This window comes from Allobosea sp. Root670, from assembly GCF_001429415.1.
Classification (GTDB): Bacteria; Pseudomonadota; Alphaproteobacteria; order Rhizobiales; family Beijerinckiaceae; genus Allobosea; species Allobosea robiniae.
Genome location: NZ_LMJU01000017.1, coordinates 315,395 through 331,368, shown reverse-complemented (window position 1 = coordinate 331,368; position 15,974 = coordinate 315,395). Strand labels below are relative to the sequence as shown.

The window sequence follows — 15,974 nt, the reverse complement described above, 5'->3', positions numbered from 1 at the left end:
AATAATCGGGAGGGAACGATGAAGGCATTGCAGGTGGTTTTCGGGGCAGCGGCGGTTCTGGTATCGGCTGCGGCGGCACAGGCGGGCACGCTGGAGAAGGTCAAGGAGCGCGGTGAGCTGATCTGCGGAACGAGCCCGGGCGTTCCCGGCTTCTCGCTGCCGAATGCGCAGGGGCAGTGGGGCGGGCTCGATGTCGATCTGTGCCGCGCCGTCGCCGCGACGGTCCTGGGCGATGCCAAGAAGGTCAAATACATCTCGCTCAACCCGAAGGATCGCTTCGCGGTCGTGCAGTCGGGCGAGGTCGACGTGCTCTCGCGCCAGACCACCTGGTCGCTGTCGCGCGACACGACGCTCGGCCTGTCCTTCTCGGCGATCACCTATTTCGACGGGCAAGCGCTGATGGTCAAAAAGTCGCTCGGAATCAAATCGGCGAAGGACCTCGGCGGTGCGACCGTCTGTGTCCAGGGTGGCACGACGACCGAATTGAACATCGCCGACTTCTTCCAGAAGAACGGGATGAAATACGAGCCGGTGAGCTTCGCTTCGGGCGACGAGGCCATCAAGGCGTTCGAGACCGGCCGCTGCGACGTCTTCACCACCGATGCGTCGGCGCTCTATGCCTATCGCCTGAAGGTCGCCAATGGCCAGGACTTCGTGATCCTGCCCGAGCTCATCTCGAAGGAGCCGCTCGGGCCGGCGGTTCGTCGCGGCGACGAAGCCTGGGCCAATATCGTCCGCTGGGCGCATTACGCGATGGTCAATGCCGAGGAATTGGGCCTGACCTCGGCCAATGCCGACGAGCAATTGAAATCGGCCAATCCCGAGATCAAGCGCTTCCTCGGCGTCGACGGCAATCTCGGCGAGGGGCTCGGGCTGACCAAGGACTGGGCCTACCGGATCGTCAAGCAGGTCGGCAATTACGGCGAGAGCTATGAGAAATATCTCGGGCCGTCATCGCCGCTGGGCATTCCGCGCGGCGCCAACAATCTCTGGTCGAAAGGCGGCCTGCAATACGCTCCGCCTGTTCGCTGACGAAGATGCTCCCCGGCGATGTCCAGCGGAATCGACAAAGGAACAGCGTCCCGCGACGATGCCTCTCGGTCGCCGCCGGGCTACGCCAGGGTCAATGGCGCTATGCCGCGAACACAGGCGCCAATGCGCTTCAGGATGCCTATGATCACCACAGTTGGGTATCGCGGCTGAATAACGCGGCGGTGCCCGCACGAGGCCGAGGCGCTCCCTGTTGATCCGCTCAGGGCGCCGCTTCGGCTTTCATTCGACTGCGGTGCCTTGCGATGAACATGCATGTTTCTCAGGCCGATCGTCCGGCGGTCAATGCGGGGATCGGCCAGTCGCTGCCGCGTAAGGAGGATGCGACCCTCGTGCGCGGCGAAGGGCGCTATACCGACGACCTGTCGCTGGACGGCCAGCTCCACGCGGCCTTCGTCCGCAGCCCCCATGCGCATGGCATCATTCGCGGCATCGACACGGCCGACGCGAAAGCCATGAAGGGCGTCGTCGCGATCTACACCGCTGCCGACCTCGACGGCCAGGGCTATGGCGCGCTGAAATGCCAGGTCGACCTGTCGAACCGCGACGGCACAGCCATGAGGAAACCGGTCCGGCACGCGCTGACGGGAGACAAGGTTCGCTTCGTCGGCGATCCCGTCGCCATGGTCGTCGCCCGCACGGCACTGCAGGCCCGCGATGCGGCCGAGGCCGTGTCGCTCGATATCGACATCCTGCCCGCGGTGACATCGGCCGAGGCTGCGCTTGCGCCCGGTGCGCCCCAGCTCTTCGACGACGTTCCCGGCAATCTCGTCATCGACTATCATTTCGGCGATGCCGGCAAGGTCGCGGCGGCCTTTGCGGAGGCCGCGCATGTCACCAGGGTGCGGATCGTCAACAACCGCATCGTCGTGAACCCGATCGAGCCGCGCGCGGCGATCGGAACCTATGACCGCAAGGCGAAGCGCTACACGCTCCATGCCCCGAGCCAGGGTGCCTTCGGCATGCGCAACAACCTCGCCGCGGCGATGGGCGTGCCGCAGGAGCGGATGCGCCTGGTGACCGGCCATGTCGGCGGTTCCTTCGGCATGAAGTCGGCGGTGTTCCCGGAATATGTCGTGCTGCTGCATGCGGCGCGGCTCCTGAAGAAGCCGGTGAAATGGGCCGACCAGCGCTCGGAGAGCTTCGTCTCCGACCATCACGGCCGCGACATGGCGTTCGAGGCGGAGCTCGCGCTCGATGCGCGCGGGCGCTTCCTCGCCACGCGCTTCACCGGCTTCGGCAATATGGGAGGCTATCTCTCTCCGCCCGGCCCGATGATGGCGACGCTGAACATCGGCAAGAACAGCGTCGGCATGTATCGCACGCCGCTGGTCGAGGTGCAGACGCGCTGCGCGCTCACCAATACCGCGCCGATCGGGGCCTATCGCGGGGCCGGGCGCCCCGAGGGCAATTACTTCATGGAGCGGCTGGTCGACAGCGCCGCCCGCGAGATGGGGATCGACGCGGCCGTCCTCCGGCAACGCAACCTGATCGCGCCCGCCCAACTGCCGTGGAAGACCCCGATCGGGACGGTCTATGACAGCGGCGATTTCCCGGGGCTCTTCGCGCGGGCGCTGGAGGCGGCCGACTGGAAGGGCTACCGGGCGCGCGAACGCGCCAGCCGCAAGGCCGGCAAGCTGCGCGGCCGCGGCATCGGCTGCTATCTCGAGGTCACCGCCCCGCCGAGCAACGAGATGGGCGGCATCCATTTCGAGCCGGACGGCACGGTCACCATCGTCACCGGGACGCTCGATTACGGGCAGGGCCACTGGACCCCCTTCGCCCAGGTCCTGACCAGCCAACTCGGCGTGCCCTTCGACAGGATCAGGCTCGTGCAGGGCGACAGCGATCGCCTGATCGCGGGCGGCGGCACCGGCGGCTCGAAATCGATCATGGCGAGCGGCTCGGCGATCATCGAGGCGAGCGAGCGCGTCATCGAGAAGGGCAAGCTCCTGAGCGCGCATTTCCTTGAAGCGGCTGTCGCCGATATCGAATTCACCGAGGGCCGCTTCAGCATTGCCGGAACCGATCGCTCGATCGGCATCATGGAGCTGGTGCGGAAGCTTCAGGCGGGCGCGGCGCTACCGGATGATTTGCCCAAGACGCTCGATGTCGACCACGTCTTCAAGGCGGCGCCTTCGGCCTATCCCAACGGCTGCCATATCGCCGAGGTCGAGATCGACCCGGACACCGGCCATGTCGAGATCGCCAGCTATGTCATGGTCAATGATTTCGGGGTGCTGGTGAACCCGATGATCGTCGAGGGGCAGCTCCATGGCGGCGTCGTGCAGGGCATCGGCCAGGCGATCTGCGAGATGACCTCCTATGACGAGAACGGCCAGCTCCTGACCGGGTCCTACATGGATTACGCGATGCCGCGCGCCGCCGACGTGCCCTTCTTCTCCTTCATCAGCCAGGGCGTCCCGACGCAGACCAACCCGGTCGGCGCCAAGGGCTGTGGCGAGGCCGGCTGCGCCGGCTCGCTGCCTTCGGTGATGAACGCGATCGTCGATGCGCTTTCGCCTCATGGCGTGCGCCATATCGACATGCCGGCGACGCCGCAGGCGATCTGGCGGGCCATCCACGCGCGATAGCGGTCACGGCGCCCGCGCCCCGGCTCAAGCCGGGCCGGGATCCCCTTGAGCCGGGGATGGGCCGGCGGCCTCCCGCGAGGCCCGGCGGCGGCCCAGCTTGCTCATCCAGAGATAGATGATCGGCGTGGTGTAGAGCGTCAGGATCTGGCTCAGGATCAGCCCGCCGACGATGGTGATGCCGAGCGGGCGGCGCAGTTCGGCACCGGGGCCGGTCGCGATCATCAGCGGGACCGCGCCGAGCATGGCCGAAAGGGTCGTCATCAGGATCGGCCGGAAGCGTTCGAGGCAGGCCTCGAAGATCGCCTCGCGCGAGGGCATCGCGCGCTGGCGTTCGGCGGCAATGGCGAAATCGACCATCATGATGCCGTTCTTCTTGACGATGCCGATCAGCAGGATGATGCCGATGAAGGCGATGATGGTGAGGTCGGTGCCGGATATCCGCAGGGCGATCAGCGCGCCCAGGCCCGCCGAGGGCAGGGTCGAGAGGATCGTCACCGGGTGGATCAGGCTCTCGTAGAGCACGCCCAGGATGATGTAGACGGCCAGGATCGCGACCAGGATCATCATGCCCTGGCTGCCGGCCCCTTGCGCGAACGCCTTGGCATCTCCCGCGAACTCGGCCCGGAGCGAGGCCGGCATGTGCAGGCCCTCGACGGCGGCGACGACGGCGTCGCTCGCCTCCTGGATGCCGACGCCGGGCGCGAGGTCATAGGTGATCGTCACTGCCGGGAACTGGCCCTGGTGGTTGATCACGAGCGGGGCGGTACCGCGCTCGACCTTGACCAGGCTGCGCAGCGGCACCTGCCTGCCGTTGCGGCCGGGCACGTAGAGATCGAGGATGTCCTCGGGATCGCGGCTGCGCGAGGGCGCGACTTCGAGCACGACGCGGTACTGGTTGCGCGCGCCGTAGATCGTCGAGATCTGGCGCTGGCTGAAGGCATCGGCCAGCACGTTGTCGATGGCCTGGATCGCGACGCCGAGCTGCGAGGCCTTGTTGCGGTCGATCACGACCTGCGCCTCGAGCCCGCCCTGCTCGCGATCGGTCGAGACATCGACGAGTTCTGGCAGGGTGCGCAGCTTCTCCAGCACCTTGGGCACCCATTCCTGCAATTCGGGCAGGTCGGGGTCCCAGAGCGTGAACTGGTATTGCGAGCGGCCCTGCCGCCCGCCGGCGCGCACATCCTGCACCGGGGTCAGGAAGATGCGCAGGCCCGGGATCGAGGAGAGGCGTCCGCGCAGCCGGTTGACCACCTGCGCCGAGCTGACGCCACGTTCCTCCAGTGGCTTGAGGCTGACGAAGAAGCGCCCGGTATTCACCGAGCCGCCGCCGCCGATGAAGGAGGCGACGCCGAAGACGGCGGGATCGGCCGCGACGATGGCGGCGCCACGCTGCTGGAGCTGCATCATCGCCGGGAAGGAGATATCGGTCGAGGCCTGGGTGAAGCCGATGACGAGGCCGGTATCGTCCTGCGGAAAATAGCCCTTCGGCGCGCTGCGGAACATCTGCACGGTCAGCACCACCGTGGCGATCATCACGACGAGCATGAGCCAGCTATGCCGCAGCACGATCGTGAGCGTGCGGCCATAGAAGCGCGTCATCCCCGACAGCACGCGCTCGACGATGCGATCGAAGCGGCTGGGGGCATGCGGCCCGGCTTTCAGGAAATGCGCGCAGACCATCGGCGTGACGCTGAGCGAGACCACCGTCGAGACGAGGATCGCGAAGGTCAGGGTCAGCGTGAACTCGCGGAAGAAGCGGCCCGCCACCCCGTCCATGAAGAAAAGCGGGATGAAGGCCGCGATCAGGGACAGGCTGATCGAGATCACGGTGAAGCCGATCTGGCCGGCGCCGAGCAGAGCGGCCCGCAGCGGCGACATGCCTTTCGCGACATTGCGCTCGATGTTCTCGATCATGACGATGGCGTCGTCGACGACGAAGCCGACCGAGATGGTCACCGCCATCAGCGAGAGATTGTCGAGCGTGAAGCCGGCCACCCACATCGCCGCGAAAGTGCCGGCGATCGAGAGCGGTACGGTGACACCGGCCGCGACCGTCAGGGTCGTGCGTCGCAGGAACAGGAAGACGACCAGCATCACCAGGGCAATCGAGATCAGCAGCGTATGCTGGATATCCGCGATCGAGGCGCGGATCGTGACGGTGCGGTCCGACATGATCGAGAACTGGATGCCGGCGGGCACCCATTTCTGGATCTCGGGCAGGAGCGCCTTCACCCGGTCGACCGTGTCGATGACGTTGGCGTCGGCCTGCTTGGTGATGGTGATGAGGATCGCCGGCTTGCCATTGTACCAGCCGGCGGCGCGGCTGTTGCGCACGCCGCGCTCGACGGTGGCGACATCGGCGAGCCGGACCACCGTGCCCTTGGCCGAGCGCACGACGATGTTGCCGTAATCCTCGGGCTGGCGGATCTGGTTGTTGGCGGAGAGCGTCTCGCTCAATCGCCCGCCGTCGAAGGAGCCGACCGCCGAGACGGTGTTCGCGTTGACGATGGCCGTGCGGATCGTATCGAGGCTCAGGCCCATGGCGGCGAGCTGGGCGGGGTCGACGCGCACGCGGATCGCCGGCTGCTCGGCGCCGTTGACCGTGACCTCGCCGACGCCCTCGACCTGCGCGATGCGCTGGGCGATGACGGTGTCGGCCGCGTCGTACATCGCGCTCGGCGTCATCGTGTCCGAGGTCAGGGCCAGGATCAGGATCGGCGCGGCGTTGGGATTGGCCTTGCGGAATTGCGGCAGGGTCGGCAGGTCGCCGGGCAGATCGGTCGCGGCCGCGTTGAGCGCCGCCTGGACGTCGCGGGCGGCGCTGTCGGTATTCCGCGTCAGGTCGAATTGCAGCACGATCGAGGTCGAGCCGAGCGAGCTACGGGACGTGATCTCCGTCACGCCGGGGATCGAGCCGAGCCGGCGCTCCAGGGGCGCGGCGACACTGCCGGCCATCGTCGCCGGATCGGCGCCGGGCCGGCTGGCGAAGACGCGGATCGTCGGAAAGTCGACGCTCGGCAGGCTCGCCACCGGCAGGAACATGTAGGCGACCATGCCGACGAGGAAGAGGCCGATCGCCATCAGCGTGGTGCCGACGGGACGCAGGATGAAGGCGTCGGAGAGGCCCCGCACCGATTTCCAGCCCTTGTCCTCGTCGGGGGCGTCGCTCATTCGGCGGCCTCCGGATCGGGATAGGGCACGACGCCGTCCGGGCCGCCGCCGAGGCGCCGGCGCAGCTTTTCGAGTGCGAGATAGATCACCGGGGTGGTGTAGAGCGTCAGCAGCTGGCTGAGCAGCAGGCCGCCGACGATGGTGATGCCGAGCGGCTGGCGCAATTCGCTGCCCGTGCCGGTCGCCAGCGCAAGCGGCAGGGCGCCGAGCAGGGCGGCCAGCGTCGTCATCATGATCGGCCGGAAACGCAGCAGGCAGGCCTTGACGATGGCTTCCTCCGGCGAGAGGCCCTCATGCCGCTCGGCCTCGAGCGCGAAGTCGATCATCATGATCGCGTTCTTCTTGACGATGCCCATCAGCAGGATGATGCCGATCAGCGCCACGATCGAGAGTTCGCGGCCGGTCAGGATCAAGGCGAGGAGGGCGCCGACGCCGGCGGAAGGAAGCGTCGTCAGGATCGTGAAGGGGTGGACATAGCTCTCGTAGAGGATGCCGAGAACGAGATAGATCGTCACGATCGCCGCGAGGATCAGCCAGGGCTGGTTGGCAAGCGAGCGGTTGAACTCCGCCGCATCGGCGCTGAAGGAGCCCGAAATCGCGCTGGGCATGCCGATCTCGCGCTCGACGGCGGCGATCATCTTGACGGCATCGCCGAGTGCCTCGCCGGGCGCCAGATCGAAGGAGACCGTCGCGGCCGGGAACTGCTCCTGATGGGCGATGGAAAGCGGCGCGGTCTCGCGGATCAATCGGGTGAAGGAGGAGAGCGGCACCTGCACGCTGTTCTGCGTCACCGTCGAGCTGCCGGCGGAATTGGTCTGGCCCTGGGTATTGGTGTTGCCGGTGACGTAGAGCTTCGTGAGCGCAGAGGGGTCGCGCAGATATTGCGGCGCCGCCTCCAGGATGACGCGATACTGGTTCGACTGCTCGTAGATCGTGGCGATCTGGCGCTGGCCGAAAGCGTCGTAGAGCGTGTCGTTGACGGCCTGGATCGAGATGCCGAGCCGCCCGGCCTTGGCCCGGTCGATCTCGACGCGGGCGCGAAGCCCGCCATCCTGCGCCTCGTTGGCGACGTTGCGCACGATCGCTTCCCGCCGCAGCGCCTCCGAGAGCTTGCGGGCCCATTCCATCACCTGCAACTGGTCGGCGCCGGTCAGGGTGTACTGGTATTGCGAGCGGCTGGCGCGGGTCGTGATCTGGATGTCCTGAACCGGCTGGACATAGGCCACGACGCCGGGGATCGCGGCGGCCAGCGCGCGCAGCCTCTCGGCGATCACGACCGCGTCGTCATGCCGCTCGTCCTTGGGGCGCAGCGTCACCGTCATGCGGGCCGTGTTGAGCGTGGTGTTGGCCTGACCGATGCCGAGAACCGCGACGACGCCGGTGACATCGCCGTCCTGCTCGAAGGCCCGCGACACCTGTTCCTGCAAACGCTTCATCTCGTTGAAGGAGACGTCCGGCGAGGATTCCATGACGACATTGAGCAGGCCGGTATCCTGGCTCGGCAGGAAGCCCTTGGGGATGACGACATACATCCACACCGTCAGCACCAGCGTCGCCAGGGTCGCGAGCAGCACGAGGCCGCGGACCTTCAGGGCCCAACCGAGCGTCACCTCGTAAAGCCGCGCCATCGCCGAGACCGGCCATTCCGCCAGCCGCATCAGCGGGTTCTCGCGCTTGCCATCTTTATGGCGGAGCAGCCGCGCGCACATCATCGGCGTCAGCGTCAGCGAGACGATCGCCGAGACCACGACCGCGATGGTGAGCGTCAGGGCGAACTCGCGGAACATGCGGCCGACGAGCCCGGTCATGAACAGCAGCGGGATGAAGACCGCGACCAGCGAAACCGTCAGCGAAATGACGGTGAAGCCGATCTCGCGGGCGCCGTCATAGGCCGCCCGGAGCGGTTTCTTGCCCTGCTCCATGTTGCGCACGATGTTCTCGATCATCACGATCGCATCGTCGACGACGAAGCCGGTGCCGATGGTCAGGGCCATCAGCGAGAGATTGTCGAGGCTGAAGCCGCAAAGCCACATCACCGCGAAGGTCGCGATCAGCGAGAGCGGCAGCGCCACGCCGGCGATGATCGTGGCGCGCACCGTGCGCAGGAAGAGCAGCACGACCAGCACGACCAGCGCGCAGGCCAGCACCAGCGTGAACTGCACGTCCGCGATCGAGGCGCGGATCGTCTCGGTGCGGTCGCTGACTACCTGCAATTCGACACCGGCCGGCATGCCGCTCTTGAGGCGCGGAATCTCCTCCTTCACCCTGGCGACCGTGGTGACGATGTTGGCGCCCGGCTGGCGCATCACGTCGAGGACGACCGCCGTCTTGCCCTTGTACCAGGCGCCGACGCGGCTGTTCTCCAGGTCTTCCAGCACCACCGCGACGTCGCGCAGGAAGACCGGCGCGCCGCTGCGATAGGCGACGACGATGTCGCGATAGGCGCTCGCGCTGCCGATCTGGTCGTTGGCGCTGATCGTGTAGGCTTGGTGATTGCCGTCGAGCGCGCCCTTGGCGCCGGAGACATTGGCGGCGACGGTTGCCGTGCGCAGGTCCTCCATGCCGAGCCCGTAGGCGGCGAGCCGCGCGAGATCGGCCTGGATGCGGATCGCCGGCCTGACGCCGCCTTCGAGCGAGACATGGCCGACGCCGGAGACCTCGGACAGGCGCGGCGAGAGCAGCGTGTCGGCGAGGTCGCTAAGCTGGCGCAGCGAGACGGTGTCCGAGGTCAGCGCCAGCACCATGATCGGCGCATCGGCCGGGTTGATCTTCGCGTAGGTCGGCGGATAGGGCAGGGTGCGCGGCAGCGTCGAGCCTGCCGCATTGATCGCCGATTGCACGTCCTGCGCGGCCGCGTCGATGTCGCGGTCGAGGTCGAATTGCAGGGTGACCTGGCTGAGCCCGAAGGAGCTCTGCGAATACATCGTCGAGAGCGCCGGGATCTGGCCGAACTGCCGCTCCAGCGGCGCCGTCACCAGCGAGGCGATCGTCTCGGGGTTCGCGCCCGGCAATTGCGTGGTGATCTGGATGGTCGGGAAATCGACCTGCGGCAGCGCCGCAACCGGCAGGCGCAGATAGCCGAGGATGCCGCAGAGCAGCACCGCGATGCCGAGCAGCGAGGTCGCGATGGGCCGGCTGATGAAAGGCGCGGACACGCTCATCGCGGCTGCCCCGTCATGGCTGCGCTTGCGGTCTTTGTGCACCCGATCCGCCGGCAGGGGAACCCTGCCCGCCGGGCGGCGCGCTTTCCGAAGGGGCTGCACCGTTGCGCCGCTGCCGGTTCTGGCGGGTGCCGTCGGTTCCGGCGGGTGCTTCCGGCGCCGGGGCGGCCGAGCCGGCTCCGGAGGCATCGCCGCCGCCCTGCTGGTCGCGCCGCCGCCCCTGGCCCTGGCCGGGCTCGCGCGTGCCGCGGCGGCCGGGCGCGGCGGCCGGCGGCTGGGCTGCCTCCTCCGGCGTTGAGACGCGCACCTTCGCCTTGTCGGTCAGGCGGGCGAAGCCGGTGGTGACGAGCTTGACCGGCGGCTCGACGCCGGCGGTGATCACGGCGGTCGTCTCGGTCTGCTGGCCGACGGTGACCGCGACCTGCCGCACCGTCTCGTCCTCGTCGACGGCGAAGACGTAGGCACCGTTCGGCCCGCGCTGGATCGCGGCGGTCGGGGCGACCACGACATTCTTCAGTACGTCGACGAAGACCCGGACATTGACGAACTGGCCCGGCCAGAGCTGGAGCCGCTCGTTCGGGAAGCGGGCCTTGACCTTGATCGTGCCGGTGGTCTGGTCGACGACGTTGTCGATGACCTCGACGACGCCCTTGTCGATGATCGTCGTGCCGTCGGAATCGAGCGCATCGACCTCGACCGGTCCGCGTGCCACGGCTGCGCTGACGGCGCGAAGCTGCTGCTGCGGCAGGTTGAAGATCATGGCGATCGGCCTGAGCTGGGTGATGACCACGAGGCCGTTCGTATCGGAGGCGCGCACGATATTGCCCTGGTCGACCTGGCGGATGCCGAGGCGGCCGTCGATCGGGGCGCGGACCGTGGTGTAGTCCAGAATGGCCTTGGCATTGTCGATCGCGCCCTGGTCGGCGCGGACCTGCGCTTCGAGCTGCGCCACCGTGGCGCGCTGGGTGTCGGCCTGCTGGCGCGAGCCGTAATCGGTCTGGGCGAGCTTGGCATAGCGCTCGAGATCGGCGCGGGCATTGGCGAGCTGCGCCTCGTCCTGCGCCTTCTTGGCCATGGCCTGGTCGTATTGCGCCTGGTAGGTCGCCGGATCGACCTTGGCGAGGATATCGCCCTTCTTGACGTCCTGGCCGTCCTTGAAGGCGATTTCGAGCAGCCTTCCGTCGACCTGCGTGCGCACCGTCACGGTGTTCAGCGCCTGGATCGTGCCGACGGCATCGGCCGTGACAGGCACGTCGCCGCGGCGCGCCGCGGTCGCGATCACCGGGATCGGCCCCTCACCGCCGCCGAAGCGGGCACGCCTTCCGCCGCGCCCGGCGCCTTGCTGGCCGGTCGAGACGCCGTCTCCGCTCTGGGGCATCCAGCCGCCATTATAGCTATGCCAGCCCCAGGCGGCGGCGATCAGCACGAGAAGGACGAGAAGACGCTTCATTCCGCCGCCTCTGTCGCTGTGATGGCGGCGCGGCGATCAGCCTCGGACCAGCCGCCGCCCAGCGCCTTGAACAGGTCGACATACGCAGTGAGTTTGCGCAGCTTGATCTGCGAGAGCTGATCCTGCGCCTGGAACAGGGTCTGCTGGGTGTTCAGGAGCGTCACGATGTCGATAGTGCCCTCGCGGAGCCGCTGCTCGGTGATGGAATAGGCGCGCCGCGCAGAGGCGACGACCTCCGCCTGCAGGCGCTCATGGCGGGTGTTTTCCTGGATCGCGATCAGCGCATTCTCGACATCGGCAAAGGCGCTGACGATGGTCTTGCGATAGGTCGCGATCAGTTCGTCGGCGGCGCCGCGTTCGAGTTCGACCCTGGCGCGCAGGTTGCCACCGTCGAGGATCGGCTGGACGAGGCCGGCCGCCGCCGAGGCGAAGGCGGCATCGGGCCGCAGCAGGTTCTTCAGCAATGCGCTTTCGAGCCCGCCCTGGCCGGTCAGGCTGATGCTCGGATAGAGCGCCGCGCGGGCGGCATAAAGCGTCGCCTCCTGCGAGGTCAGCCTGGCTTCGGCCTCGGCGATGTCGGGCCGGCGCTGCAGCAATTGCGAGGGCAGGCCGGCGCGCACGCTCGGCACGGCGATCGCATTGAGGCTGCCGCCCTTGATCGTGATGGCGGCCGGCGTCTCGCCGACGAGGACGGCGAGCGTGACCTTGGCCTGGCGCTGCGCGAGTTCGAGGGCCGGCACGGAGGCCTTCTGCTGCGCCACGACGCTTTCCTGCTGCGCGATGTCGAGCTGGGTCGCGGTGCCCACCGAGAGCCTCGCCTGGATGACCTTGAGCGTCCGTTCGGCGACGGCGATATTCTCGCGGGCGATGCGCAGGCGGTCCTGCGCCTCCAGAACCTGGAAATAGGTCGTGGTCACGCTGGAGACGGCAGTCAGCGCCACCACATCACGGTCGAAGCGCGTCGCCTCGGCCGCGAAACGCCCGGCATCGGCGCTCGCGCGGTTCTTGCCCCAGAAGTCGAGCTCGTAGCTCGCCGAGAGGCCGAGGCTGAACTGGTTGCCGACGCTGTCGCTGAACGGTCCGCGCTTCGAACCCAGCGTGCCGGGCCGCAGGCTGCGCGAAGCATCGCTCGAACCGCTCAGCGTCGGGTAGAGCGCTGCCGCCGAGACCCGCGACTGCGCGTCGGCCTGACGAATCCGTGTCATGGCGATGGCGATGTCGAAATTGGCGCCGGCCGTCCGCTCGATCAGCCGGTCCAGTTCGCGCGAACGGAACAGGCGCGGCCAGTCCGGCGAGACGGCAGGCGATGCGCGTCGCTCACCGGCGGCATAGTTGCGCGTAACGGTGACGCCGAGATCGGGACGCTGGTCGGCCGGCAGGCAGGCACCGAGGCAAAGAGCGATGGCTGCCGCGGAAGAAAGACGGAAAAGCGAATGTCCGACCGCGTGTCCCGCAAGATCACGCCTGTAGTCCGGCACCATTCCGCTCTTCTCCAGCCTCGATTCGAAAGAACGCGGAACACGGCGCGACAGAGCCGCTTCTAGAGCTAACGACGCGAGAGAGAAAGTGAATTTCTCTTCATGTTTGCCACCGGGGCGCCGTTGCCGGTTCGCCGGCATGGGGTCTACGCCGCACGGCGCTTGCAGCCATGACGGGCGGGTCGTGGTTCGCCCGGCTTGCACCGTGCTACACGGGCGCATGGTCGCGCGCTTCACCCTCGTCGAACTCAGCACTGCCCGGCAGGAGATCAAGAAAAGCCGCTTCATCGCGGTGGCGGGCCCGGTTGCGGACGAGGCGGCGGCCAGGGACTTCATCGCCGCACGATCGGACCCGGCGGCCAGTCACAATTGCTGGGCGTGGCGGTTCGGGCAGAGCTACCGGTTCAACGATGACGGAGAGCCGAGCGGCACCGCAGGCAAGCCGATCCTCGCCGCCATAGACGGGCAGGGGCTCGACGGCGTCGCCGTCGTCGTCATGCGCTGGTTCGGCGGTGTCCTGCTGGGCAGCGGCGGGTTGATGCGCGCCTATGGCGGGACGGCTGCCCAATGCCTGCGCGAGGCGGCGAAGGCGGCGCTCATCGAGACCGTCCCTGCAACGGTCACATGCGGCTTCGGCGATCTGACCCTGGTCCAGGCGCGGCTCGGCGCCGTGCCGGGCGTGCAGTTGCGGGATCAGGCTTTCACGGATACCGGCGCGGTCCTGGCGGTCTCGACTCCAAAGGCCGAAATCGATGGCGTGACCCGGCTGGTGATGGATCTCACCAGCGGGCGCGCGGTGATCAGATGGGACGAATAGGCAGGTAGCCGCAACGCGGGCTCAACCGAAGTCGAGCCTGGCACGCTGCTGACCGTCTGAGTCGAAGTTTTCGGGTGCGAGCCAGGCTTCGTAGCCCGTCCGGAGGCGCGGCCAGTCGGCGTCGACCATCGCAAACCACGCGGTGTCGCGATTCCGGCCCTTCTGCACCATATGCTGCCGGAAGACGCCCTCCGGCGTGAAGCCGAAGCGCTGCGCCGCGCGCTTCGAGGGCGCGTTGTGGTCGTTGCACTTCCATTCGAACCGGCGATAGCCCAGCGTATCGAAAGCGTAGCGCGCGAAGAGATAGAGCGCCTCCGTCGCGACGCGGCTGCGGGCGATCGCGGGACCCCACAGGATATTGCCGATCTCGATGACGCCGTGCACGGCATCGATCCGCATCAGCGCCTGCCGGCCCTCTGCCCGTCCGGAGTTCCTGTCGACGACCGCGAAGAAGAGCGGATCGGCCGAGGCCGAGGCCTTTTCGAGCCAGGGGCTGAGCGCCGTCATGTCGGCGGGCGCATCCTCGAACAGGTAACGGAAGCGATCATCCGCTCCGGGTTCGCGGGCTGAGGCGAGCAGGTCCTTCCCGTGCCTGGCGGGATCGAGCGGCTCGAGCCGGGCATAGCGCCCTTCCAGCACAATCCTCTCGGGGCGGGGAACGCCCTTCCAATCCGACAGATCCATGGCGATGCCCTGATTTCATGCGTGGTTGCCTCTGCCGCCGAAGCTGCAGCAGCGCATCACTGGCGGATTTTGTGGTGTGATGTATACTGCCACTTCTTTCAATCTGACCAAACCACTTTGCGATGTGACGATGCCGGCAAAGGCCTTCGCCTGGCGGCCGCTGGAGAGGGCGGCCGGCGATCTCGAAGGGCAGCTCTATCGCGGGTTTCGGGATCGCATCCTCGACGGGACGCTGCCGGCCGGGGACCGTCTGCCGTCCTCGCGTGATCTGGCCGCGGCGCTCGGCGTCGCCCGCTCGACCGTGGTCCAGGCCTATGAGCGCCTGAAGGCCGATGGCTATCTCTTGGCGCAGGCAGGCTCGGCCACGCGCGTCGCCGCGATCGGGGCGGGGCCGCCCCCGCTCCTGCTCAAGCCCGCCGCGGGTGTTTCCGAGCCGGTTCGCCAGCCTGCGCCTTCCAGGCTTTTCGAGCCGGGCGTGCCCGACCTCGCGGATTTCCCGCATGCAGGCTGGGCGCGCTATCTTGGTGCGCGCGCCCGTTCCCTGCGCATTCACGATCTCGGATATGGCGAGGCGGACGGCCTTCCGGCGCTGCGGGAGGCGATCCTCGATCATGTCGCCAAGACGCGAGGCGTCCTGGCGCGGCCGGAGCAGGTCATGATCGTGCCCTCGACCCGGGCGGCCATCAACCTGCTGATCCGTGTGCTGATGCGGCCGGGCGATCCGACCGGCGGCGTGGCCTGGATGGAGGAGCCGGGTTATCCCACGGCACAGGCACTCCTGCGCGAGGGCGGGGCCAGGATCGTTCCCGTGCCTTGCGACGAGGCCGGGATCGACGTCGCGAAGGCTGCCGGGCCGCCGCCGCGCCTGATCTACGTGACGCCCTCGCATCAATACCCGACGGGTGTGACGATGAGCCTGCAACGGCGGCTCGCATTGCTGGATGCCGCGCAGGCGCATGGTGCCGTCGTGATCGAGGACGATTACGACAGCGAGTTCCAGTACGGCTCGCGACCGATCGCGGCGCTGCAGGGCATCGATCGCAACGGCCTCGTCGCCTATCTCGGCACCTTCTCCAAGATCTTCGCGCCGGGGGTACGCGTCGCCTATGCGATCGTCCCGGTGCGGTTGCTGGAGGCGTTCTCAGCCGCGCTGCAACTGCAAGGCGCCGTCGTGCCGATCCACATCCAGGCGGCCCTGGCCGATTTCATGCGGGACGGTCGCCTGCGTGGCTATATCCGCAAGATGAAGGCCCTCTACGCCGCTCGCATGGCGGCGAGCGTTGCAGCGCTCGAGCAGCATTGCGGGGATGCCTTGCAGATCGGCGCCGGAGCCGGCGGGCTTCAATTGGCGACATGGTTCCGCGATCCGCATGTCGACGACCGAGCCGTTGCCGAAAGCTTGAAGGCGAATGGCTTTGCGATGCAGCCGATGGCGCGCTTCCATCTGGGGCGAGCGAGGCCGGGCCTGGTTTTCGGCATAGCGCGCGTCGTCCCGGCAACCGTGCAGACCCATGTCGCCGCGCTGGCCGATATCATGCGGCGGGCGCGGCGGGCGGTGTGAGCGGCGCA

9 protein-coding genes are annotated in these 15,974 nt (G+C 67.7%); 4 read left to right on the top strand and 5 right to left on the bottom strand.

What is annotated here, in order from left to right; genetic code table 11:
• The first annotated feature begins 18 nt into the window (after positions 1-18).
• Positions 19-1,032 (top strand): amino acid ABC transporter substrate-binding protein, encoded by a 1,014-nt coding sequence (locus tag ASE61_RS19550; RefSeq protein WP_061969746.1) that lies wholly within the window; start codon positions 19-21, stop codon positions 1,030-1,032.
• A 263-nt stretch (positions 1,033-1,295) separates the two neighbouring features.
• Positions 1,296-3,644: a xanthine dehydrogenase family protein molybdopterin-binding subunit gene (locus ASE61_RS19545; protein WP_061969744.1), complete on the top strand. Its 2,349-nt coding sequence runs from the start codon at positions 1,296-1,298 to the stop codon at positions 3,642-3,644.
• 24 nt (positions 3,645-3,668) lie between these two features.
• Here ASE61_RS19545 and ASE61_RS19540 read toward each other — a convergent pair whose 3' ends face one another.
• The 4 genes from ASE61_RS19540 to ASE61_RS19525 are packed head-to-tail and all read right to left on the bottom strand — an operon-like array spanning position 3,669 to position 12,907.
• Positions 3,669-6,815, bottom strand: coding sequence for an efflux RND transporter permease subunit (locus ASE61_RS19540; protein ID WP_061969742.1), 3,147 nt, complete (start codon positions 6,813-6,815; stop codon positions 3,669-3,671).
• Positions 6,812-9,976 (bottom strand): efflux RND transporter permease subunit, encoded by a 3,165-nt coding sequence (locus tag ASE61_RS19535; protein WP_061969740.1) that lies wholly within the window; start codon positions 9,974-9,976, stop codon positions 6,812-6,814. The genes ASE61_RS19540 and ASE61_RS19535 overlap by 4 nt, the downstream gene beginning before the upstream one ends.
• 13 nt (positions 9,977-9,989) lie before the next feature.
• Complete coding sequence (locus tag ASE61_RS19530) at positions 9,990-11,426, bottom strand: efflux RND transporter periplasmic adaptor subunit (RefSeq protein ID WP_061969739.1); 1,437 nt, start codon at positions 11,424-11,426, stop codon at positions 9,990-9,992.
• Complete coding sequence (locus ASE61_RS19525) at positions 11,423-12,907, bottom strand: efflux transporter outer membrane subunit (RefSeq protein ID WP_061969737.1); 1,485 nt, start codon at positions 12,905-12,907, stop codon at positions 11,423-11,425. The genes ASE61_RS19530 and ASE61_RS19525 overlap by 4 nt, the downstream gene beginning before the upstream one ends.
• A gap of 217 nt (positions 12,908-13,124) precedes the next feature.
• Between ASE61_RS19525 and ASE61_RS19520 the strand changes: the two genes are divergently transcribed.
• Positions 13,125-13,721, top strand: a complete 597-nt coding sequence (locus ASE61_RS19520) for an IMPACT family protein (RefSeq protein WP_061969735.1) — start codon at positions 13,125-13,127, stop codon at positions 13,719-13,721.
• A gap of 21 nt (positions 13,722-13,742) precedes the next feature.
• On the opposite strand, the gene ASE61_RS19515 is transcribed toward ASE61_RS19520, so the two are convergent.
• Positions 13,743-14,405 carry a GNAT family N-acetyltransferase gene (locus ASE61_RS19515; protein ID WP_061969733.1) on the bottom strand — a complete coding sequence of 221 codons (663 nt, stop codon included), beginning with the start codon at positions 14,403-14,405 and terminating at the stop codon, positions 13,743-13,745.
• Between the two features lie 130 nt (positions 14,406-14,535).
• On the opposite strand from ASE61_RS19515, the gene ASE61_RS19510 reads away from it, so the two are divergent.
• Positions 14,536-15,966: a PLP-dependent aminotransferase family protein gene (locus ASE61_RS19510; RefSeq protein ID WP_061969731.1), complete on the top strand. Its 1,431-nt coding sequence runs from the start codon at positions 14,536-14,538 to the stop codon at positions 15,964-15,966.
• Positions 15,967-15,974: the final 8 nt, after the last annotated feature.